The organism is Cronobacter turicensis, from assembly GCF_041222865.1.
Taxonomy (GTDB): domain Bacteria; phylum Pseudomonadota; class Gammaproteobacteria; order Enterobacterales; family Enterobacteriaceae; genus Cronobacter; species Cronobacter turicensis.
Genome location: NZ_CP165997.1, coordinates 2297304 through 2320822, shown reverse-complemented (window position 1 = coordinate 2320822; position 23519 = coordinate 2297304). Strand labels below are relative to the sequence as shown.

Annotated in this window: 19 protein-coding genes, 2 tRNA genes and 2 pseudogenes; 18 read left to right on the top strand and 5 right to left on the bottom strand. The window is 52.3% G+C overall.

Translation table 11 applies throughout. The features are described from left to right. Positions 1-182 precede the first annotated feature (182 nt). The 17 genes and pseudogenes from AB8W27_RS11095 to AB8W27_RS11015 form a co-directional block, all read left to right on the top strand. A pseudogene (locus AB8W27_RS11095) lies at positions 183-944 on the top strand (type VI secretion system Vgr family protein); the annotation flags it as partial. A gap of 253 nt (positions 945-1197) precedes the next feature. Continuing rightward, a complete protein-coding gene (locus AB8W27_RS11090; protein WP_015741088.1) occupies positions 1198-1461 on the top strand; it encodes a PAAR domain-containing protein in 264 nt (87 codons plus the stop codon). Positions 1462-1463: 2 nt separating this feature from the next. Then, positions 1464-2672, top strand: a complete 1209-nt coding sequence (locus AB8W27_RS11085; RefSeq protein WP_015741089.1) for a membrane protein — start codon at positions 1464-1466, stop codon at positions 2670-2672. Further along, positions 2665-6057 carry an ImcF-related family protein gene (locus AB8W27_RS11080; RefSeq protein ID WP_041923493.1) on the top strand — a complete coding sequence of 1131 codons (3393 nt, stop codon included), beginning with the start codon at positions 2665-2667 and terminating at the stop codon, positions 6055-6057. Before AB8W27_RS11085 ends, AB8W27_RS11080 begins: the two co-directional genes overlap by 8 nt. 178 nt (positions 6058-6235) lie before the next feature. Continuing rightward, positions 6236-8005, top strand: a complete 1770-nt coding sequence (tssF, locus tag AB8W27_RS11075; RefSeq protein ID WP_041923494.1) for a type VI secretion system baseplate subunit TssF — start codon at positions 6236-6238, stop codon at positions 8003-8005. Continuing rightward, positions 7969-9051 carry a type VI secretion system baseplate subunit TssG gene (tssG, locus tag AB8W27_RS11070; RefSeq protein ID WP_015741092.1) on the top strand — a complete coding sequence of 361 codons (1083 nt, stop codon included), beginning with the start codon at positions 7969-7971 and terminating at the stop codon, positions 9049-9051. The genes tssF and tssG overlap by 37 nt, the downstream gene beginning before the upstream one ends. A gap of 25 nt (positions 9052-9076) precedes the next feature. Continuing rightward, positions 9077-9598, top strand: a complete 522-nt coding sequence (gene tssJ / locus AB8W27_RS11065) for a type VI secretion system lipoprotein TssJ (RefSeq protein ID WP_015741093.1) — start codon at positions 9077-9079, stop codon at positions 9596-9598. A 3-nt stretch (positions 9599-9601) separates the two neighbouring features. Then, positions 9602-11917, top strand: a complete 2316-nt coding sequence (locus AB8W27_RS11060) for a type VI secretion system Vgr family protein (protein ID WP_015741094.1) — start codon at positions 9602-9604, stop codon at positions 11915-11917. A 1-nt stretch (position 11918) separates the two neighbouring features. Then, a complete protein-coding gene (locus tag AB8W27_RS11055) occupies positions 11919-12473 on the top strand; it encodes a DUF4123 domain-containing protein (protein WP_015741095.1) in 555 nt (184 codons plus the stop codon). After that, a complete protein-coding gene (locus AB8W27_RS11050) occupies positions 12473-13807 on the top strand; it encodes a hypothetical protein (protein WP_282913998.1) in 1335 nt (444 codons plus the stop codon). Before AB8W27_RS11055 ends, AB8W27_RS11050 begins: the two co-directional genes overlap by 1 nt. A gap of 61 nt (positions 13808-13868) precedes the next feature. Then, positions 13869-14417, top strand: a complete 549-nt coding sequence (locus AB8W27_RS11045) for a hypothetical protein (protein ID WP_041923495.1) — start codon at positions 13869-13871, stop codon at positions 14415-14417. Positions 14418-14471: 54 nt separating this feature from the next. Beyond that, complete coding sequence (locus tag AB8W27_RS11040) at positions 14472-15218, top strand: hypothetical protein (RefSeq protein ID WP_015741099.1); 747 nt, start codon at positions 14472-14474, stop codon at positions 15216-15218. 99 nt (positions 15219-15317) lie between these two features. Continuing rightward, positions 15318-15542: pseudogene (locus AB8W27_RS11035) on the top strand (hypothetical protein); the annotation flags it as partial. Positions 15543-15599: 57 nt separating this feature from the next. Then, positions 15600-16724 (top strand): phospholipase D-like domain-containing protein, encoded by a 1125-nt coding sequence (locus AB8W27_RS11030; protein WP_282913997.1) that lies wholly within the window; start codon positions 15600-15602, stop codon positions 16722-16724. Between the two features lie 32 nt (positions 16725-16756). After that, a complete protein-coding gene (locus AB8W27_RS11025) occupies positions 16757-16969 on the top strand; it encodes a hypothetical protein (protein ID WP_015741102.1) in 213 nt (70 codons plus the stop codon). Continuing rightward, a complete protein-coding gene (locus AB8W27_RS11020) occupies positions 16970-17791 on the top strand; it encodes a T6SS immunity protein Tli4 family protein (RefSeq protein WP_369832968.1) in 822 nt (273 codons plus the stop codon). Further along, on the top strand, positions 17788-18192 hold the full coding sequence (locus tag AB8W27_RS11015) for a hypothetical protein (protein WP_369832967.1): 405 nt from the start codon (positions 17788-17790) through the stop codon (positions 18190-18192). The genes AB8W27_RS11020 and AB8W27_RS11015 overlap by 4 nt, the downstream gene beginning before the upstream one ends. Positions 18193-18521: 329 nt before the next feature. Here AB8W27_RS11015 and AB8W27_RS11010 read toward each other — a convergent pair. The 3 genes from AB8W27_RS11010 to mdtK form a co-directional block, all read right to left on the bottom strand. Further along, positions 18522-18598: transfer RNA gene (locus tag AB8W27_RS11010), tRNA-Val, on the bottom strand. 9 nt (positions 18599-18607) lie between these two features. Further along, positions 18608-18684, bottom strand: a tRNA-Val gene (locus AB8W27_RS11005). Between the two features lie 190 nt (positions 18685-18874). Further along, on the bottom strand, positions 18875-20248 hold the full coding sequence (mdtK, locus tag AB8W27_RS11000) for an MdtK family multidrug efflux MATE transporter (RefSeq protein WP_015741105.1): 1374 nt from the start codon (positions 20246-20248) through the stop codon (positions 18875-18877). Positions 20249-20484: 236 nt separating this feature from the next. On the opposite strand from mdtK, the gene AB8W27_RS10995 reads away from it, so the two are divergent. Next, positions 20485-21135 (top strand): riboflavin synthase, encoded by a 651-nt coding sequence (locus AB8W27_RS10995; RefSeq protein WP_015741106.1) that lies wholly within the window; start codon positions 20485-20487, stop codon positions 21133-21135. 16 nt (positions 21136-21151) lie between these two features. On the opposite strand, the gene AB8W27_RS10990 is transcribed toward AB8W27_RS10995, so the two are convergent. Together AB8W27_RS10990 and AB8W27_RS10985 are read right to left on the bottom strand one after the other, a co-directional pair. Further along, entirely contained in the window at positions 21152-22072 is a 921-nt protein-coding gene (locus AB8W27_RS10990) for a LacI family DNA-binding transcriptional regulator (RefSeq protein ID WP_041923496.1), read from the bottom strand. Between the two features lie 44 nt (positions 22073-22116). After that, the gene (locus AB8W27_RS10985) at positions 22117-23502 is read right to left on the bottom strand and encodes a glycoside hydrolase family 1 protein (protein ID WP_041924162.1); all 1386 of its coding nucleotides are present in this window, start codon (positions 23500-23502) and stop codon (positions 22117-22119) included. Positions 23503-23519 lie beyond the last annotated feature (17 nt).

The following is a 23519-nucleotide window of genomic DNA, read 5'->3' as shown; positions in this document are numbered from 1 at the left end:
TGTATAATTTTCTTTTCTAATAGCGGTGGTGAACCGTCTGGTGGGGTAACATCACAGCGAGTGGTGGAAGCGGCGTTAAATGGGGCGCTGGGAAGGGTTTTATCGGAATCTGGAGCGGCTTGAGTTGAGCTACTGCGGGAAATGGCAGGCGGATCTGGAGTGGATGAGTAAGGTGCCGTCTTGACGGTATCACCACCAGTGAGGTGTATCACTTGTGGTGATACCGTTTCTGACCGAAGGCGACAGCGACAGCCCGGAGACCGGCGCGTATTACGCCAGGCTTCGTCATGAGCGACTTCTCAACGGGCAGTCGCTGATAACCGGTCGCAGCACCAGTCCGCATCTGTTACCCGGCCAGGTGCTGGAGGCGGATGGCAGCCTGCCGGAGGCCCTTACCGCGGGCATCGTCATTACCCGTGTCCGCAGCCGCGGTTCGCGCCGGGCCAGTTTCCTACTGGATTTTGACGGCATTCCCTACAGCGAAACGGTCTGCTTTCGCCCGCCGCTGCGCAGGCGACTGGTGATATCCGGCACGCTGCCTGCCCGGGTGGAGAGCACGCAGAAGGGCGACATTTACGCCTGGCTGGACGAGACCGGGCGCTACCGGGTGAAGCTGGACGTTGGGCCGCGAGCCGGGTTATGCGTACCTCTGGTTGCGGCTGGCGAAACCCTATGCGGGCGATAATTACGGCTGGCACGCCCCGCTGCTGGACGGCACGGAGGTGTCGGTGGCCTTTGACAGCGGCGACCCGGACCGTCCGTACATCGCCCACGCGCAGCTTGACTCCGCACACCCGGACCACGTTACCCGCGACAACCACACCCGCAACGTGCTGCGCACGCCCGCGAACAACAAATTACGGCTGGAAGACCAGCGGCAGCAGGAGCACATCAAGCTCGCCACGGAGTATGGCAAGATCCAGCTCAATCTCGGGCACCTGATGTGGGTGAAAAGTTAAACAGGTAGAATTCATTAATAAATAATCTTTTTTAGCCTCAATCTTTAAAATGCTAAGGGGCTAAGATTAATAATTAAAAATAATAAATGCACATGCCACCTGTTTTTATTGTTATAGGTTTTTATAAATAAATTCCGAATTAAAACGATCTGCATCGGACAGCAATCAAAAAATCATTCAACATCATAATCTTCCTGTTCTCACAAACCCGTTCAACGCAATTGAGGCCATTAATTCTATGCTACCCATTATTCGTAAAGGCGATAAAACCACTCACGGTGGATTTGTTATGACATGCTCTTCAGCAATGAAATTCGGCGGGATTGGGGTTGCCAGAAAAGGGGATGAGGTCTCATGCCCTATTCCCGGGCACGGTATAACCCTCATTATAGAAGGCAACCCCAATTATCTGGATAACGGTATACCGGTTGCTTTCCATGGTCATAAATGTGCTTGCGGTTGCAGCCTGATCAGTTCATTTGTTCCCGCGAAGGTTGCCTAATCATGCCCGTCTGGCTGGACGCTGTGCCGGAAAAAGCGCCTTTAGCTAAACGCCCCGTGACGCGACGATGGCTGCTGTTGCTGGTCATTTTTATCCTGGCAGGATCGGCGTTCACATTCTGGAACTGGCCGACAGCGCGTACCGGTTTTGTATTCTGGTTTACCGCGTTGGGTCTGCCTTTCTGTCTCTGGGGGGTAATGTTCAGCCTGCGCCGTCTTGGTTACAAGGCTGAACAGAGGGCGACGGAATCCAGAAATGTGGAGCGTGACATTCTGCTGGCTAACGAAATTCGGCGTGGGCAACGGTGCGCCTGGATCCTGGGAAGTACCGTACAGACCCCGGCGGGAAGAGAAGCCTCAAGGCTGGTTCATGCCATTGCCGACGCAACGCCGGTTCCTGCGCTGATAATGCCGCGGGGTGGCAGGAGGATGATTCGCTACGCCGAGCTTTCCGGCTTTCAGGATAATTTCGCAGAGGCGCTGGAGAGCGCCGTCGTCAAAATCTTAGCCTGCATCACGCGTGTCGCAGAGAAATTACCGTCAGGCATTCCCTGTTGGTTAATCATTGACGGCGACGATCAAGTCGCGCTTCAGGCAGGCGAATCCATCAAGCGCGACTTTACCGCAAGAACGGGACTGCAGTTTTGTAAGTTTTCGGGTTCCGGTATGGAAGCGTTCGATAGCTGGCTGGACCGGTACTGGGATATCCCGTCATTACTGATTGTGATTACGCTGTCATTTCCACCTGTGCCAGAGGAAGGAGGAACGGATGCTATTACCGCCGTCATCCTCTGCAATCGCCAGTCCATGGAATTTCCTCAGGCGATCCAGCTGCACCGCCCGGAAAAGGGGCACGCTGCCACGCTCACCAGCACACTGGCAAAAGCGCTGCTGTGGTCCCGGCTTTCTGCTCAATACCTCCGTGGAGCCTGGGTTACTGGCCCATTATTACTTGCAGGCTCTGAATGGAACACTGCCTGCGAACAAAACGGCGTCACGTTCAGCCTGACTGAAAATAACTCTTGTCTGGATCCGGTGCTCGGTTATGCCGGAAAAGCCTCTGTGTGGCTGGCTGTCACGATGGCGGCCGCCGCGTTCGATGAACGCGGTGAACAGGTAGTCGCGGCACAGACGGTTGCCGACAAAGATGAGATTTGGGTTGTGGTTCTTTCCCGTCAACATGGATTAAAGGAAACGCCAGGGAATGTCTAAGGTAAAGAAAAAATCGCTTATTGGCGCGACGGTGGCCGCGTTGTTTTTTCTGGAGGTACTCGTCGCTTTTTTGCTGTACGCCTGTCCGCAGTGGGTGGCGAGAAATATCGGGCTCGGGCCCTTTGATGGCCCAAGGATCCTGACGGTCTGCTCAGTGCTGGCTTTTTTCATGCTTCTTATGGGGTGGTTGATAGATAAAGCCTTTGAATATGCGGGTAAATCGGGGCTCTATCTGGAGTGGGGAAGGAATAAAACACAGGCTTCCGGGAATGATGAAGAAATACTACGCGGCCCGGAAGATAAAAGCGGAGCCGTGTTCAATGAAACGCCCGTTATAGAGCATCTTCGCCTGCGCTATGGTCGATTCTGGCAGCATAACGTCCGCATCTTGCTGGTGATTGGCAAGGCGGACGATACGGAAAAAGCGGCGCCGGGGCTTTGCAGCGTATGCTGGCAGGAGGGCGATGGCAATGTGCTGATTTACGGTGGCGACGGGCAATCGCCACAGGATGAGGCTCTACTTCATGCCCTGAAACGTTTGCGCGCACGCCGTCCGCTGGATGGCATTGTTCATGTGCTCGACAGCCAAAAAATGCCAACTGACATAGAGCGTGATGCTTTTGTCCGCTGTCGTCAGCAAGCCGCGCAATGGCTGGGCTGGCAGGCGCCGGTCTGGTTATGGCTAACGGATAATGCGCGCTGGTCACAGGAGACGCGCGAAGATATGGCAACGGGAATACTCTTTGGGCCGGATGCCACGACAGACGACGCGATGAACGTTCTCGATGCGCTTACGCCTCGCCTGCGTCGGGCAGGTATCGCGCAGATGCTGGCGGAGCCGCGACATGACGCCTTACTGCATCTGGCTTCCCGATTACAGGGGGAGCTGAAATCACAGCTCAACGTATTGATCGAAGGCTTAATGCGCGGGCCTGCGGCTTACCGGTTACGTGGCGTAATGTTCAGCCCGGCAGCGGCACACCATCCCGTTATTCCTCATACTCGCCTGAATACGCCTAACTGGCAGGCGGTAGCGGAGGACTGCGTGCAGGTACTTCCCCAAAAAATGGGTCTTGACGGGGTCAGGATACTATCACTTTTTCTGCTGGCTTTTGCGGTTTGCTGGGGAGCGGGGACGCTGCTGTCGCTCGGCATTAACCGTACCGATATTTATCTGGCGCAGGAGACAAGCCGCCTCGCTGCGGATAGCACGCAGCCGCTTTCAGAACGCCTGAAACACCAGATGGGGCTCCAGCAGACTATGGCGCGTTTGCAACACAGGGAAGCAACCGGCGCCCCCTGGTATACCCGCTTTGGGCTGAATCAGGATCATGACATGCTCGCGGCGCTGTGGCCGCTGTATGGCAGGAATAATACCCAGTTGATGCGTGACGCCGCCGCCGCGCAACTCCAGCAGCAACTGGAAGCGTTTGTTCGACTTCCGCCGCTCAGCAGAGCCAGAGTTGAAGGGACGCAACGGGCCTATGATGTACTGAAAGGGTATCTGATGCTGGCGCAACCGGATAACGCAGATGCAAGCTGGCTTGCCAGAACACTTGTGAATATCTGGCCGAAGCGTCAGGGCGTACCGGATGGTCTCTGGCGCGAGCTGTCGCCAAAATTAGTGGCGTTTTATGCGCAAAACCTTCCGGCGCATCCGGAATGGAAAATCAAACCTGATGTTGAACTTATCAGCACCGTTCGCCAGATCCTGCTTAAACAGATAGGCCAGCGTAACGCAGAAACCGGGCTCTATCAGGCGATGCTGAAGCGCATTGCCAGTAACTGGCCAGACTTACAGCTGGCGGATATGACGGGCGACACCGATGCGTCCACGCTGTTTACCACAGATGAGGTAGTGCCGGGCATGTTCACCCGTCAGGCCTGGGAAGAGCAGGTCCAGGGCGCCATTGATGAGGTGGTGAAATCCCGTAACGATGCCATTGACTGGGTACTCACCGATAAAGCCCACCAGCCCGATGCCGACATTTCGCCAGAGGCGCTCAAAGCACGCCTGACAGAACGCTACTTTACCGATTTCGGCAATGCCTGGCTCAATATGCTCAACAGCATCCAGTGGATTGAAGCGGATTCGTTATCTGATTCCATCGCGCAATTGAATCTGCTGGCAGATGTGCGTCAGTCTCCGCTAGTCGCGTTGATGAATACCCTGAACTATCAGGGGAAAACGGGTCAGCAGAGTGAGGCGCTGGCGGATTCACTGGTGGATTCTGCTAAAAAATTGATGGGGAGTAAAAAAAGGGCAAAGCAATTCCTTAAACAGGCGCAGGGGCCGGAAGGACCGCTCGAGAGCGTGTTCGGCCCGTTAAACGGATTAATGGAAGGCAAAGACGGTGCCGGGGCGAGCGGCAATCTGAGCTTTCAGTCCTGGCTTTCCCGCGTTACGCAGGTACGCCTTAAGCTTCAGCAGGTGACCAGCGCACCTGATCCGCAAGCCATGGCGCAGAAGCTGGCGCAAACGGTCTTTGAGGGCAAAGCCATCGATCTGACTGATACCCGCGATTACGGCAGCCTTGTCGCGGCCAGTCTTGGCCAGGAGTGGAGCGGTTTTGGGCAGGCCTTGTTTGTCCAGCCGCTGGATCTGGCCTGGCGTCAGGTTCTGGCCCCGGCAGCCAATGGCCTGAATGATCGCTGGAAGACCACCATTGTTGAGCAATGGAACAACGCATTTGCCGGGCGTTATCCGTTTAAATCTACCGGTAGCGATGCCTCGTTGCCGATACTGGCGCAATTCCTGCGCGCTGACTCCGGGCGTATCGCCACCTTCCTGAAAAATAATCTCGGGGGAATTTTACATCAGGAGGGTAACCGCTGGGTGGTGGACCCCTCTGCCAGCCAGGGAATGACGGTGAATCCGGCGTTTCTTACAGCAATCAATCAACTGGCGGCTATTGCCGATACGGTTTTCGCGCAGGGAGACGCCAGTGCGCGTTTTGAGCTGATGGCGCGTCCCTCGCGCGATGTCGCCCGCGTGCAGTTGACGCTTGACGGACAAAAGCTCGATTACTTCAACCAGATGGAGAGCTGGCGAAGCTTTGTCTGGCCGGGAGAGACCTGGTATCCGGGCGTTGATCTTAGCTGGCGTACCGTAACCAGCGGTATGCAGCTTTACAGCAACCAGTCCGGGAAGTGGGGATTTATTCGTCTGCTGAGCAAGGCGCAGATTACGCCAATTGACAGCAGCCGGATTCAGCTGGTGTGGCTTACGCCAGACGGCAGCCCACTGAAATTTATCATGCGAACCGAAATGGGCGACGGGCCGCTCGCACTACTGAAACTGCAGGATTTTCATCTGCCTGAAACGATTTTCAACACGGAAGAATTAACGCCTGTCGAGAATGCATTGGAGCAAGGGGCGGAATAAATAACCCCCATGTTGCTGACGATCTCCGCCTGTGTATCCGTCTTGATCCGCACGACGAAAGGATAACAGCGGCGCCTTAGGGCCGTGCAGGCAAGGCCGGGCGTCAATCACTCTTTCTGCATGCCGCGTCGCGTCGTGCAGCTTTTTTCCAAATCTAATGACATTCAGGAATTTGTGCATGGATGATTTAACCTTGCGCTACTACGAGGCTGAAATGCGCTATTTGCGCGAAGCCGGAAAGGAATTTTCCCGCACCCACCCTGACCGGGCGGCGATGCTGAATCTTGATAAACCCGGCGCCCGGGATCCGTACGTCGAGCGCCTTTTTGAAGGGTTTGCGTTTTTAATGGGGCGGCTTCGCGAGAAGCTTGACGACGATCTTCCCGAACTTACAGAAGGGCTGGTAAGCCTGCTCTGGCCGCACTACATGCGCACCATTCCTTCACTGTCGATTGTTGAGTTTTCGCCCGACTGGCGCGGGCTTCGGCAGGCCGAATCGCTGCCGGAGAGCTTTTCCGTATTATCCCGCCCGGTCGGACCGCACAAAACGGCCTGCCAGTATCGCACCACTCGCGAAGTAACGTTGCAACCGCTGAGTCTGACTGAGGCGCGTCTGCATACTGAATCTGACGGGCGCTCCGCCATTCGTCTGCGCTTTACGTGCAGCCAGAAAGTTGACTGGGCCAAAGCCGGAATAGATAACGTGGCGATTTTCCTCAATGCGGAAAGCCCGGTGAGCTCGGCGCTGCACCTGGCGTTGACCCGCCAGGTGCATGCCATCTATGCGCGCCATAGCGGAACCCACGCCGAGCGCCTGCGTTTTGATGGCTGGTTTCGCCCGATGGGTTTCGACGATACAGACCGGCTATGGCCGAAAGGGGATTCTGCGTTCAGCGGTTATCAGTTGCTGCTGGAGTATTTCAGCTTCAGGTCGAAATTTCTGTTTGTTGAATTGCGCGGTCTTGACACCATCGGTCTGACGGCTGAAAGCGACTGGTTTGAAATTGATATCGTACTCACCGAGGCATGGTCTGCCGACCTGCCGTTCGAAACCGAAAACTTCCGTCTGCACTGCGCGCCTGTGATCAACCTCTTTACGCTGGAGGCCGATCCTCTGACGCTCAATCCCCTGGAAAATGAGTACCTGCTGCGGCCATTACGCCTTCAGGATGGTCACACTGAAATCTACAGTGTCGATAACCTTCACGGTGCCGTGAAAAACGGCAAACACGCTTATGTCCCCTTTACCAGTTTTCGACACCGTGGCGGCATGATGCGGTTCGATGCGCCTGAGCGCTATTTTCATACCCGCGTGAAGCGAGGCCCTTCCGGCTTGCACGATACGTGGCTGATTCTCGGTGGTCGCTCATTTGAAATGGAACAACTGGCCGAAAAACCAGAATCGCTGTCGATGCGTATCACCGGCACCAATGGTCAACTGCCCCGTAAAGCGCTGCAAAGCACCCTGATTGACAGGGTAGTGAAAATCGGCAAAGTGCCGGTCAGCGTGCTCAACCTTACCGCGCCCACCCAGCCGCTTTATCCTCCGGCCAGCGATCGTTTTCACTGGCGCGTAATGAGCCATCTGGGCTCGAATTTTCTTAGCATGATGGATAACCCGGAAGTGCTGCGCGGCACGCTGGCGCTATACGACTGGACCGATGATGAGATGAACCGTCGTCGTCTGGACGCGATCGTCGCGGTTAAACACACCCTTATACGCCGCTTTGAACAGGGTTTTATGCAAAGAGGCGTGGATATAGAGGTGACGCTGGACACTCAGCATTTTGCGGGTGAAGGCGATGTCAATCTCTTTGGTGAAATGCTGCATCGCTTCTTTGCGCTTTACGCGGATATTCATCTTTTTAACCAGCTCACGCTGGTGTTGCAACCGACAGGGAAACGACTGAGATGGCGCGAGAACCACAGTCAGCGCATACCGGGCTGACAGAGCAATTAGGCGATGATATCTGGCGTGTTAATTTCTACCGTTTCTGCCAGTTGCTGGAGCAAGAACATCCCGCAAGGCCGCTCCTGGGAAGCACCAGCCACCCGGGTAATGATCCGGTACGTTTTCGTCCCTGGCCGGGGATGGGGTTTCCAGCCAGCGAACTGCGCAAGGGAGAAATTGATGCGGAACATCCCGACGTTCCGCCCACGGTGCGCACAACGTTTCTTGGCATGTACGGTGTCGATTCGCCGCTGGCAGGAGGCTATCTCGATGATGTCGCCCAGCGACGTGAAGGTTATGAAGCGGTTTCTTCGTTTCTGGATATCTTCAGCCACCGCGTCGTCACGCAGTATTACCGCATCTGGCGCAAATATGCATACCCGGCGACATTTGAACCTGGTGCCACGGATGCCACCTCCCAGTGCCTGCTGGGGCTGGTTGGGCTTGGCATTCCCGGTACGGCGCAGCATGTCGCTACGCCAGTTTCGCGTTTTCTGGCTCTGCTGGGCGCCATGCGCTTACCGACGCGCAATGCCGAAGGGATCCGCGCGCTGGTGAGCCTGCTGGCGCCAGATACACATGCTGATATCAATGACCATGATCCCGTGCAAGTGCGGGTGACGAACCGCTGCGGGCTGGGGGCTGGTCGTCGCGTTCATCTAAGGCAGCGGGCTACGCTTGGGAAAACCGCTCGCGAAGCAAACAGTCGGGTGCTTATTACATTATCCACCCACCATGCGCAGGAGGCGACAGACTGGCTACCGGGCGGTCAGTTGTACATGGATCTGCTGGCACTGATGCGTGTGTATCTCGGTTATCGCAGCGACGCACGATTACGTCTGACGGTGCCGGTACATTTGCTACCGGATCCTGCGCTCACTAAACACCGCCGCATCCAGCTGGGTCGAACTGGCCTGCTGGGGTTGAAAAACGGGAAACTCAGCGATAACCGTCAGCTCATCACGGTCAGCCTGGGGTGTTACGAAAGCCTGAACTGCGCTGCATTACCATTGGCTATGAAAGGCAACTACCGCTTCGATTAATCACTTTTCATAAAGGAATAAGTCTATGCCAAATAAAGGATGGCATGCGCTCCCCCTGGTGTTCTGCTGCCTCATGGCCGGTTGTGGTCTTACCCAGGCGGTGAAAGACGGTACGGTCAGTATGGCGAAATCTGTGTTTTACAAAAAAATCAAAACGCTGCACCTCGATTTTGCGCCTCGCTCGGCGCTTAACGTGGATGGCGATCAGACGCCGCTGGCAACCATGGTAAGGATTTACCAGCTCAAGGATCGTAAAAACATGGATGCAGCCGATTACGGCACGGTGTTGCAAAACGCAGACACCGTGCTGAAAGACGAACTGCTGGCTTCACGCGAGGTGCTCATCATGCCCAACGGCAACGTCTCGCTGGATATGCCAATGGATGAAAACGCGCAATTCGTGGCAGTGGTGGGGCTGTTTAACCACCCGGAGATGAAAGACAACCGCTGGCGGCTGGTGCTGTCCCGCGACGATCTTGACCCGGATAAACCTCGCCGGGTGGAGCTGGGCGATGGCTGGCTGAAGCTGGTAGAGAGAAAGGAGTGAGCAATGGATAAGGATAACGAGGTTAAGCCGCCTGAGGGGCTGTCGCGGTACGTGCTTACGATCCATCACAGCACGATCTCTCCCGACGTGCTGCGCTTTCGCGGGCGCGAGGCGTTAAGCGAACCGTTCTGCTGGAACATTGAATTCACCACACCACAGGCGAACATCCTGCCGGAACAGGTGCTGATGAAGTATGCCAGTCTGCAGATGCAGGGCGGCCGGACAGTTTACGGCATCATTACTCGCCTGGAGTGGTTCTCCACCAGTGCGGACCAGTCGCACTACAGCGTGACGCTATCCTCCCGGCTGGCGCTGTTGTCGCACGCGCGCCAGTGTCGCGTATTTCTCAACCAGTCGGTGCCGGAAGTGGTGGAGCAGGTGTTGCGCGAGCATGGCTTCGAACGCGCGGATTTTGATTTCCGGCTGGAACGGGAATATCCGGAGCGCGAGTTAATCACCCAGTGGCGCGAATCCGACCTTACGTTTATTCAGCGCATCCTTGCCGGAGTGGGGATCTGGTGGCGTACGGAAATGGACGGTGCCCGTGGGCTGGATGTCACCCTCTTTGCCGACAGTCAGCTTAACTATCATTTTGACGTCCGTCTGCCGTACCGCGAGCCGTCTGGCCTGCATGACGACGCGCAGGAGGCAGTCTGGGGCGTGCGCACCTGGCATAACGCCGTTACCGGTGGCGTGCAGACGCGCGACTATCACTATCCCGCCGCCACGACACCGCTGGACGCCACCGTCAGGGTGCGCAGCCCGGCGGTCACCACCGGTGAGCACTATCGCTACGCGGAGCCGTACCGGGAGCAGGGCGATGACACTGACCCGGAGCCTGCTGGTGAGACCGGGGCGTTTTATGCCCGGATCCATCACGAGCGGGAACTTAATAATTCGCTGCGTGTACATCTCTTCAGCAACGCCTGCTCGCTCACGCCGGGAATCGTGCTGGAGCCGCAAGGCGACGTCATCCGCGCGCTGAAAGAGGGGGTGATTATCACGCTCACCACTTTTCGCGCCTCGCGCGATTCGCGTCTGCACGTGTCGGTGTGGGGGATGCCCTACAGCGAACGCTACTGCTACCGTCCGCCTGAAATCCCGCGCCCGGAAATTCACGGCACCGTGCCGGCGCGGGTGGAAAGCCGTGACCCGAAAGACACCTATGCCTGGCTGGATGACGCAGGACGCTACCGGGTGAAACTGGACATGGACCGCGAGGGCGGCGACAGCGGTTACAGCTACCTGTGGGTTCGCCAGGCGAAGCCGTATGCCGGGGAGACGTACGGCTGGCACACGCCGCTACTGACGGGTACGGAAGTAGCCATCGCCTTTGATGGCGGCGACCCGGACCGGCCTTATATCGCGCACGCGTTTCATGATTCCGCGCACCCGGATGTGGTCAACCGCGACAACCGCAGCCGGAATATTCTGCGCACGCCCGCGCAGAATGAACTGCGCATGGAAGATAAACGGGGTGAAGAGCACATCCACCTGACCACCGAATACGGGAAAACGCAGCTTGGCGAAGGCCGGCTGGTGGACGCACAGAATAAAGCACGCGGGGCGGGCTTTGAACTGCGCACCGACGAATACGGCGTCATCCGGGTGGCGAAGGGGCTGTTGATCAGCGCCGACGGGCAGCAGAAGGCGGCGGGTGAGGTACTGGACCGGGAAACGGCGCTGAAGGAAATTGACCTCTGCCTGCAGCAGATAGCGCAACTCTCCGCTGCGGCAGACGCGGCGAACGCGCTGCAGGCGGACATCGCGAGCCAGAGCGCGATGTTCAGCGAGCGGCTCAAACCGCTGAACGAGATGATTCACGTGTCGGCGCCGGAAGGGATAGCGTTCACCAGCAGTGAGCACATGCAGCTTGCGGCCGCGAAGAACCTGGCGGTGAGTGCGGGTGGCGACATCAGCGTGGGCGTAATGGGCAACATGACCGCACTGGCGGGTGAGAAACTGGGGCTGTTTGCCCACAGCGGGCCGCTGAGCCTGAAATCAGGCGAAGGCCCGGTGGATGTGCAGGCACAGAACGGCGGCATGCAGCTGGCGGCAGAGAAGAAGCTCACCCTTACTTCACTGAAAGACATTTCCTTTGCGGGCAAAAAGCGCATCACGCTTATCGGCGGAGGAAGTTACCTGAAGCTGGAAGCCGGGAAAATAGAGTACGGAACGCCACAGGTGTATCTGAGGAAGGTGGAGAAGACGTTTGCGGCGAAGGCGGCGACCATGCCGATCACGAGTAAAAGGTTATGTCTGAGCTGCCTGATTCATGCCGCGCTGAATGGAACACCTGTTGTATTGAGAGGAAACTAACATGACAGATCAGCACTATGCTTTCCGGGAACTATTGAAAATCAGGGAATCGTCAGAATTAGCAAGGTTATATGCCCTGGTTGACGGTATTCAGTACGAGCGGGCTACCTGTGCAGAGCTTCATGAAGAGGGGGGCGTTTGTTCCCTTTTCAGTTTACCGGAAGATAAAGTACTGGCTTTTGCAGGACCGTGGTTGATGGATATGTCTGCTTTAACAGAGGATGTTTTTGTAAAGATCTGCCAGCTGGAAAAAGAATATCCGGCTGTCTCATGGATTATCAGCGCCCAGCCTCTTTTATCACTGTCTCAACATTTGCAGTCATGCCTGATGATTTCGTTCCCTTCGAAACAAACAGGTGTTTTTCGTTTTTATGATTGTCGGGTTTTGAAAGCACTTCCTGAACTATTGTCACAAGAGCAGAGCACACATTTGATGAAATATACAATGCGATGGCTTTTCCTTAGTGACAATAAAATAAATATATACCAGAGTGATAAAGATGCGCTGAATGTGAGTATTTCGGCTAACAATATCGGGAGCAAAGAGGTGCTGTAATGACTGTGAACTCATTAGATCCGACAACTATGTCTGACTGTACTGGTGAAGCAGGCGAACCTGTTGCAAGTTGCAATAAGGAATTTACACATCAGATTAAACTTGTATCTGTTAATGGAGAGCCAGTTGATCTCAGGCATATTCCATGGTCCGTCCATTTTGATGATGAGAAACTTAATAATCATGGTAATACAAACGAAGCTGGAAAGACTGCTAGAGTGAAAACTCCACAGCCTAAGGAGTTTTTTGCAATGGTTGGGAAATTGGCTGAGGGATATAGACGGCGAGGAAATAGCTTTGGTTCATTAAAGGAGATCGCAGAAAGAAAAATATCACTAGTGACTGCTCCGAATTATCCTGAAAAAGAGGTCCCTTATTGTAATGGTTATGATTATATCGCGGTAGTGGCTGCGAGAACTGCCCCAAGAGACTGGCGCTGGCAGGGAGGCTTTGGTTTGACCGAAGACAGTCCGGGTAACCAGTACCGTTTCATAAACTGTGGTATAAGGCAGCTAAGAGATTTTCCTGCTGCCAGTGAAGGGAATACAACGATACAACGCATTCTGGTGGTTTTTCAGGCTGGTTACACAAGCTATGATATTGGAAAAATTAATGAATATGCGCATGAACAACAAAGTCGTGTTGTGTATGTGAAAAACAAAAATGAATTTATTGATTTTCTTAATCAGCGTAAGGTAAAAAAGAGACTTATTAAAAAAATGGTCTTCTTTTGTCATGGTGTAATAAATATCGCTTCTTTTCATTATGCAGGGGATGATGAAAGTGCGGGGGGATTTGATATCACAGATATTCAATGTGTATATGAATCAGTCTTTGATTATGATGCGGAAATTACAACTTATGCCTGTCGGGCTGGGATATCAGTTGATGGAGATGATTTTACAGGAAAAGATGCCGGGCAAAAGAATAGTCCAGCACAGAAAATGGCTGATGCCTGGGACGTGAAGATACACGCATTTGAAAAGCGTTCCAGTTATGTAGGGATTTATGGAACGCAGGAGGAAATAATACAGGCGGGTAATTATTATAAAGTAATAAAAGACTATACAGAAAAAATTAAAAGACATGCAGAAGAAGTTGCGAAAGGCAATAAGAATATGACTCAACCCCAGAAGCCAGATGATTATGAGGAAAACATAAAGAGAATGCAGGACTTAATTGAGAGGACCAAGAATGAAAAAAATGAGGGGGGGCCACTATCGCCAAATGGAGCCTGGCGATATCCGAGAACAGGAAACACTCCAACAGGACTGAAGCGAGGACTGCAGCAATATACGCCATGCGAGTGGGATAATGATAAAGTCAAAGGATAAATTCAATTCTTGCGCCATTATGTTAATTTGTATACTTATTTTGGTTATTAGAGGTTGTCATATGTATCAGCAACAATATAAAATGGCCGTTATCGTTTCAACAGGTAATGAAAATGATCCACAATGGCCAAGCAAGCGGATATGGTTTGATGCCAGTGATTGGCTTAGAGATCCTCAATATATAAAAATAAATGATTTTTATTTGCTAATATTAAAATACCATCCCATTGATAATTTGAATGATTTTGGAATAACCCTCAGCCTACAGGAGGCAATAAAAAATTCAGTGGGCACTCAACCGCAATTGAAAAGCTTAAATAACATGAATAACCAAGATTTTTTTCATTGCGTAAAAAATAAACTTTCATATGAGTATTTAAGGTCTGAGTTCAATAGTGAAAATTTTAAGCCAACGGAAGATTATTTTCTTATTTTCTTTTCTTACGACGGAGTTAAGTATGAGGTGGAATTGTTAAGGACGTTTTATAAAGGTGATTTTTTATTCATGACTTATGGTCTTGCTATGGTAAACAAAGCGGGATATTGGCATGCAGTATCACCGGCACAATATTCTTATCGAGATTACATAAAAGAAAACTCAATTAAATAAATTTTGCATATCAATAATCATAAGCGTTATTGCACCAGCAGGAGATTTGTAATTATGGAGTTTAGTCAAAGCCAAGTTGACTTACTAAAAAGAATGTCATTCGATAGTTATGTAAGTGAGTTGACTGAACACGCTCAGAGTGTGCTTCCAGGACTGATTTCCTCTGTGAGATTGGAAGACGTCCGCACTTATATAGAACAGGGTATTTTATTTGCGCAAAAGATGGGTTATACCCAAAGAGGACCTGTTCGGTTGTATATTGATATGATGTTGATGTTCGGTGCTAATTTCGGAAAAGATCCACTATATCAATGGTTGACAGGTGAATGTAGAGAAAACCATTTAACCCAAATTGAAAAAAGTATGATTCTTTATTCACGATTAGATAAATATATTAAAGTGGTTTATGGTGACGATGGTTTTTTCTTTAAGGAGAGTTATGATAGATTCCGTTTTTTTAGCATGGAAAGGTTTTCTGTTAGTTCAAAATATAATCATGCTTTACTGCGTAATATATTAAGAGAAATTTACCCTCAACGTTTTGACTTTATTGGCATTAATTCGATTAGTAAATTTACAGATCTTGCGGAACAGCACTGTGATTTTTTAAAATTAAAGCGATGCAAGCAAAAAATTTATTTTATTATAGTCATGTTTTTATTTGGTTGCTCGTTTGGAAATGATTTTATTCGTGATCGTCTGATTAAGGCACATTTGCTCAATTATCTACATAATGAAAATGAAAGAAGTCGCCATTCTATTGCCTCATGTTACGCATCTTTTCAAATTAAAAATAATTAGTATTTAAGTGAGGGCGAAGGCTGGCTAAATCTGGTGCAGGTAAAGGAGTGACGTAATGTTCGACATGCATGCGCTTTCAACAGCGAGAAACGTTATCGGCTGCCAACTACTCTCTGGCAATATGTTACCGGACGCGAGGCGTTAAGCGAGCCGTTTTGCTGGAATATCGAATTTACCACCCCGCAGGCAGACATCCGGCCAGAACAGGCGCTGATGAAATACGCAAGCCTCGGAATGCAGGGCGGCAGAACGGTTTACGGCATCCTTACCCGACTGGCGCTGCTGTCGCTTACGCGCCAGTGTCGGATCTTTCTCAACTATTCCAGAACTCGAAATACCTAATATATCGTCCGAAAAAAAGGATCCTGTCAGGTACAGGTATTGCGCAGTGCTTCGCTGAATATGCGCCGTGACGAATATAAAAATAACCCTGGAGTTATGGCTGAGCCGAAACTCAAACAAGATGATATCTTACGCAGCCTTCTTCTGCTCATCAGTAAAGCAGAACATTATATTTATATTGAAAATCAATTTTTTGTATCGGCATTTGGGACATCATCAATTGGTGAAGATACCCCTCTGAGTCCAGTAGCCAGGAATATTAATCCGTCAATAAGTGCATGGGCTACCCGACTCTTTCCGGATAAAGATATGCCCCAAAACCCGATAGCCGAATGGCTTGGTGAACGTATTAAGCGTGCAATTTTGAGCCACATGGTACAGCCATTTCATGTTTACATCGTATTGCCGGTTCATCCCGAAGGTCGGCTTGATGATCCGTCAATAGTTGCACAGATACATCTGACACGCCAGTCACTGATATTCGGTTCTCGCAGCCTTTTAAATCTTGTTCGACGTAGCCTGTGGGTCAGACAGCAACTTGAATTACAGGCGACACCCCGTAAAGAATGGGCCAAAAAAATAAAAGAACTCGAGGGGCAAAGTGAAAATTATTATACCGATATTCCAATGGATGCGTGTAATCAATATGTTACATTGTTAAATCTGCGTGACCATGCACAAATAAACGGAATGGTAGTGACGGAGCAGATATATGTGCACAGCAAGCTGACCATTGTGGACGATAGATATGTTCTGATAGGAAGCGCGAATATTAATGACCGTAGTCTGGATGGCGACAGGGATTCTGAACTTGCAGTGCTAATATCAGATACAGAACACGGTTATACCGACCTTGATGGAAGTGGTAATTCAGTGCCGTATCGCAACTTTGCCCGTGAATTGCGAAAAAAGGCGTGGCATAAGTGGCTGGGGAGCGCGGCAGATGAATGTACAGAAGTAATGAATAAGCCTGCTTCACCCAGCACCTGGAAAAAGATACAGGAGTTAGCGATTTATAATACAAAAATTTATGAAGATATTTTTGATTTCATACCGAGAAACACGTGTCAAGACGGCGATATGCATAATGAAAGTTACCACGAAGATAACGGTTCAGAAACTACAGTTCAAGGCTCAGTAAAAATGGCATCGATCTGGCCATAGCAACGGTTAATAATATAGCTAAAGAAGAAAAAATGCCGTTTTCGATAACCTTTTGGGAAGGATATAAAAATTCTGGCCTTATTAATACCAAAGACTTTATTCATCAACTACCTTTACATTGGACGGAAGGAGAAAATAATTTAATACCATATAATATGAGGCTTATTGCCGATAATAATTTAAACGATAACGATCAAACCTTGATTGTACAAAATGAAGAACAAAAACTGGATGGCTTGATTTAAATGAAAAAAATTATGTTGCTTTTTTTTTATACTGTCATCGGTTATTCAAAGGTAATTCCAAATTCTATTTGGAAGGATGAGTGTGTTGGGTATTATACCTTTTCATTGCCGAGCGCTGCGGACGTTGCATTATATCCTTTAAAAGGCTTTCTTGATCCAAAACCAAAGTTAGAAAGTAATGGTTTTTTTATTGTTAGCCGATATGCAGCAAATGGAATAACATTTGGAGGTGAGTATGACATTTCAAGAAAGGATACTACTCAGGCTCAATTTTCATCGTTTTATTATGGGAAATATAGGTTGGGTATATCGAGCAAAAGTAGTGGGGCTATAGACTTTAATTTATATAAGGAAAAAAGGATAGACAGTTTTAACTTTAATATAGAAACAGCAAAACATAAAGAAGAACTCGATCTTGATCTTATTGATAAGCCAACCGCTATGGATGCTGAGTTTAAAAGGAAATACCAGTACATTATAAAGGATTACATTAACGCTTTTGTGAATTATGATTACAGAGGGTATACGATTTATATAAACAGTGAGGGGCGCCTTTATCATTTCTGGAGCATGAACTCTAAAGATACAGGTAATAAGTCTCAGACGGCCGAAGCGCAGTTACGTTATTCTGAACCAGAAGTTATTTCACTTCTGAAACGCTTCAGATCACGTGATCTTTATGAAGTTCCAGTGGAGCCGGGCTTTTGTTTACCTTATGGATTTATTGCAGGCGATTCCGGGCACGAGCCTCGTAATATGGCGGTCACTTACCGTCTGAAAGATCATCCGGATGTTACAATTTTTTTCAGGATCTTGGGATGAAACCCAAAGCGGGTAAAGAGGATGACCTGAATGATAAAGATTATGTTACGTGGTTATGGAACTGGCAATATCAGTGGTCTGCTGTGTCAAAGGAGTTAATCAAGCCGAAATGGCGAACAATTAAAATGGACGGACGTACCGGACAAGGAACTTTCGTTAAGGCAACGTACAAAAATGTTCCAGTCTATGACTCCGAAGGACATGTGATTAACCACCTGAATTATATTAATTATGGTTATGTTGCTTATGTTCGCGGGGATCACCAGGCCCGAAATTTGCAGCCAGATTTATTGCTTTATGTGATGCAGGACAGTCGACAGGCCAAAAATAATCCGCCCATGAATGCGCAGGAGCTTGAACAGATGGCAGAGCATATTATCAGCTCTGTCAAACGGCGATAACTTGCCTGTGCCCGGTATGATTATTTCTCTCTCACGCTTACCACCTTTCGCGCCTCGCGCATGCTGGTGTGGGAGCGAATACACTGTTATCGTTTGCCTGGCAGGGCAAAATTGCCTGCCAGCGCGTGTTAAACGAACGGCTGAAACCGCTGAACGAGGTAATTCACATCAGGCAGCGGAAAGATGACCTTCACCAATTTGACCAGAAACTTTCACCGCATCTGCATAACACCAAATGATGTGAATACACAGTCCGAAAGGCTGACTGAGATTAATTGCATCAGAAGGTTTAGGACAAAACAGAAAAATGAAACCTGAAGACTACTGAATGGTGCGTCCGAGTGGACTCGAACCACCGACCCCCACCATGTCAAGGTGGTGCTCTAACCAACTGAGCTACGGACGCACATTAGGATGGTGCGTTCAATTGGACTCGAACCAACGACCCCCACCATGTCAAGGTGGTGCTCTAACCAACTGAGCTATGAACGCAATGCTGTGTGACAGCGGGGACGAATATTAACGGCAGCCCCGGCGCCTGGCAAGGGGCAAACGTCAATTTTCTTTCATATTTCACGCGATTGCCGTGTATTTGCGCAGAATGATGGCAAAGTGATCGGCATCGCGGGCTGGCGCACATCAAGCGGATAAAAAAACGCCGCCCACAGGGGCGGCGCGGGAATTAGCGCGCGGCGCGCGCCAGGATGGTTTCCGACGGCTGGCGTTGCAGGTAACGCATACGCCACATCATCATGATGGCGGCCGAAGTCAGGCCGAGGATAAAGCCGAACCAGAAACCTGCCGGGCCCATCGGCTCCACAACCCAGTCGGTGAGGCCCAGAATGTAGCCGCTCGGCAGGCCCAGCACCCAGTAGGCGATAAACGTGATAAAGAAAATTGAACGCGTATCTTTATAACCGCGCAGCACGCCGCTGCCGATCACCTGAATCGAATCCGAAATCTGGTATATCGCCGCCAGCAGCATCAGGTGCGAGGCAAGGGTGACCACTTCCGGGTTGTCGTTGTAAAGCAGGGCGATAGGCTCGCGGAACACCACGGTAAAGAGCGCGGTCATGACGGCGAGGCAGATACCGACCGCGATGCCGGTGCGTGCGGAGGTCTGCGCCTCAAGCGCCGAGCCCTGGCCCAGACGGAAACCCACGCGAATCGTCACCGCCGCGCTCATCGACATCGGCAGCACGAACATTAGCGAGCTGAAGTTGAGCGCTATCTGATGACCCGCCACATCGACAATCCCGAGCGGCGACACTAACAGCGCCACCACCGCGAAAAGCGTCACCTCGAAAAACAGCGCCAGCGCCACCGGCATCCCGATCTGAGCCAGACGACGAATGACCGGCCAGTCGAAGCGGCTGGCGTCCGGCTGCAGGCGAATATCACGCATCGAGCGCGCGCGTTTGACCCAGTAACGCATACAAAAGAACATCACCCAGTACACCGACGCCGTCGCCACGCCGCAGCCCACACCGCCCAGTTCCGGCATACCGAAATGGCCATAAATGAAGATATAGTTCACCGGAATATTCACCAGCAGGCCGATAAAGCCCATCGCCATGCCAGGCGTGGTTTTGGCAAGCCCTTCGCACTGGTTACGCATCACCTGGAAGAAGAGATAGCCCGGCACGCCCCACAGCAGCGCGCGCAGGTAATTCACCGCTTTGTCGGCGAGCAGCGGGTCGATGTTATGCATCGCGCGGATGATATGCCCGGCGTTCCACAACACAATCATAATAAGCACAGAGACCAGCCCGGCCAGCATAAAGCCTTGCTGTACCTGATGGGCGATACGGTCGCGGCGGCCTGAGCCGTTAAGCTGGGCGATGACCGGCGTAAGCGCCAGCAGCAGGCCGTGGCCGAACAGGATAGCAGGCAGCCAGATGGAGGTCCCGATAGCGACCGCCGCCATATCCGTGGCGCTGTAGCCGCCGGCCATAATGGTATCGACAACCCCCATCGAGGTCTGGGCGATTTGCGCGAAAATCACCGGGATTGCCAGAGCTAATAACTGACGCGCTTCGACAAAATACTTCTGCACGTGAACACCTGTATATTGTTGTTATTTGAGAGACAAAAAAGCCGCCGCAACGGGCAGCAAGAAGAAAATGCAGGGGAATTAGTCAGACTATTGTAGCGAGAGTTCACTATTAAGCCAGTGAAATAATGCGCTTAAGACCGCTCAGGCTGGCAAGGGCATATTCCACCTGTTATTGTTCTCGTTATGAATCTCGCGGCCGCGCGCCGCCATGTTAGCGAATCCAGGAGTGGCAAAATATGTTTACCGGTATTGTTCAGGGCACCGCGAAAGTCGTGGCTATCGATGAAAAACCGAATTTCCGCACCCATGTAGTGGAGCTGCCGGACGCGCTGCTGCCGGGGCTTGAGACCGGCGCATCGGTGGCGCACAACGGCTGCTGCCTGACGGTAACGGAAATTAACGGCAACCGCGTCAGCTTCGATTTAATGAAAGAGACGCTGCGTATTACGAATCTCGGGGATTTACAGACTGGCGATGTGGTGAACATTGAGCGCGCCGCGAAATTCAGCGATGAAATTGGCGGTCATTTAATGTCCGGGCATATTATGACCACGGCGGAGGTTGCGAAGATCCTGACGTCGGAAAATAACCGGCAGATCTGGTTTAAAATTCAGGACCCGACGCTGATGAAGTATATCCTGCACAAAGGCTATATCGGCATTGACGGTATCAGCCTGACGGTCGGTGAAGTAACGGCGACGCGCTTTTGTGTTTTCCTGATCCCGGAAACGCTCCAGCGCACCACGCTTGGCGCAAAAAAACTGGGCCAGCGGGTGAATATTGAAATTGACCCGCAGACCCAGGCGGTCGTGGATACGGTTGAGCGTGTATTAGCCTCTCGCGAAGCCGCCGCGGCGATTACCGCGCAGCTGCACCCCACAGAATAATGCTCTGCTGGTGGGCTCAGGCGCTCACCAGCGTACCCCGCACCCGTTCGCCCGGCGCGCCGCCGGAAAGCAGCGCTACCGCCTGCCGGGCGATACTCTCCAGCGAATAACTGATCGCCGGAACGCTCTCCAGTCCCATGCCGCGCCCCGAACTCTCAAGACTAAACACCAGCACCTGCTCCGGCACCGCGAAACGGTATTCCCGCAGCATCGCCACGGCTTCACGCGCCTGGCTGTCGTCCGTTACCAGCAGCGCGCTGAATTTCACGCCGCTGTTAATAAGCTTTTGCAGCGCGATACGCAGTACCGGCTCATCTTCAATCACACGCTGGCGGTGAAACGGGATCAGGTGGTTTTCCGCCGCCTGACGATACCCCTGTAAAATCTCTGCCGCCGCGTCGCCCGCCGGGAAGTTAATCAGCGCGATATCGCGGCGCTGGTGGCTGCACAGATATTGCACCGCCGTCTGGGCCGCAAAGAGCCAGTCAAACTGAATGCCCTGCGCCGTGGCGGCGCTTAAACAATCGACAAGAATCACATCATCATCAAGCGCGGGCAGGGGAAAGCGGGCGCCGACAATCATCAGCGCGTCGCACAGGCCGGAATCCAGCTCGGCGCGGGCGCGCGTTACCTCTGGCGCGGAACTCGCAAAGCGCAGCAGCAGATGTTTACCGTGCTGGCTGAGCTCTTTTTCCAGCGCCTGTAGCCAGCAGGTGGCCTGCTGAACATGTTCGCTGGCGCAAATCACGCCGATGCAGTGGGTCATCTGGCTGGAGAGGGACTGCGCAATGGCGTTTGGCTGATAGTTCAGCATCTCGGCGGCGCGCAGCACCGCAAGACGGCTCTCTTCCTTCACGCCGCGATTGCCGCTCAGCACGCGGGAAACGGTGGCTTTTGAGACGCGCGCCAGGCGCGCGACATCATTAATGGTGGACATCGTATTTTCCTGCAAAGCGTGGCGGCGCCGGGGCCGCCACTCGGTTACTCATCAAACCCGTTCTTTGCCGCCACCTGGCGGTACCATTCACCGCTCTTTTTAATCGTGCGTTTCTGGCTTTCCAGATCGAGTGACACAAAGCCGTAACGGTTCTTGTAGGCGTTGCACCAGGACCAGTTATCGATAAAGGTCCACATGTGGTAGCCCAGACAGCGGCTGCCTTCGCTCATGCCCTTGTGCAGCCATTTCAGGTGATCGCGCACAAACTCGATGCGGTAATCATCCTGAATCTGTCCGTCGCGCTCGAAGCGCTGTTCGTTCTCAACGCCCATGCCGTTTTCAGAGATATAACAGCGCGGGTTGCCATACTCTACACGCAGGCGGGTGAGGATGTCGTAGACGCCTTTCTCATAAATCTCCCAGCCGCGATACGGGTTCATTTTGCGGCCCGGCATTTCATAAGCGCTGAAGAACCACTCCGGCATAAACGGGCTGTCCGGGTTGACTTGAGAATCACGGCACTGAATGCGACGCGGCTGATAGTAATTGATGCCGAGCAAATCCACCACACCTGCCGCCAGCAGCTCTTTGTCGCCAGGCTGGCAGACGGGCAACTGATCGTACTGCGCCAGTAACGCCACTAACTCTTCCGGGTAACTGCCGTGCAGCGCCGGATCGAGGAAGCTGCGATTAAACATCAGATCGGCGATATGCGCCGCTTTCACGTCCGCCGGGTTTTGCGAACGCGGGTAAGAGGGCGTGAGGTTCAGGATAATGCCGATTTCGCCGCCGTCGTTACGCTCGTGGTAGGCCTTCACCGCGCGGGCGTGGGCCAGCATCGTGTGGAAGGCGACCGTCGCCGCGCGCCGGAAATCGACCACGTTCGGGTAGTGGAAGTCATACAGGTAACCGCCTTCCACTGGCACAATCGGCTCGTTGAAGGTAAACCAGTGCGTGACACGGTCGCCAAACAGCTCAAAGCAGGTGCGGGCGTAAGCCTCGAAGGCGTCGATAACCTTGCGGTTCTCAAAGCCGCCCTGTTCCTGAAGCGACAGCGGCATATCGAAATGGAACAGGTTGATAAATGGCGTAATGCCCTGGCGCAGCAGTTCATCAATCACCTGGTTATAGAAGGCGACCGCCTCCTGATTCACCGCGCCGGTTCCGTCCGGGATAAGGCGCGCCCAGGAAATGGACGTGCGGAAGGTATTGTGGTTAAGCGCCTTCAGCAGCGCGATGTCTTCTTTCCAGTGCTGATAAAACGTGGAGGTTTGCGCAGGGCCAACGCCGTGGTGAAAACGCTCCGGCTGCAGGCGGAACCAGTGGTCCCAGGTGGTGGGCGTTTTGCCGTGGCTCAGGCTTTCACCTTCGGTCTGCGGCGCCGAGCTGGCGCTGCCCCACCAGAATCCTTCGGGAAATGAGTAGTGCATATCCATCCTCATAGCTC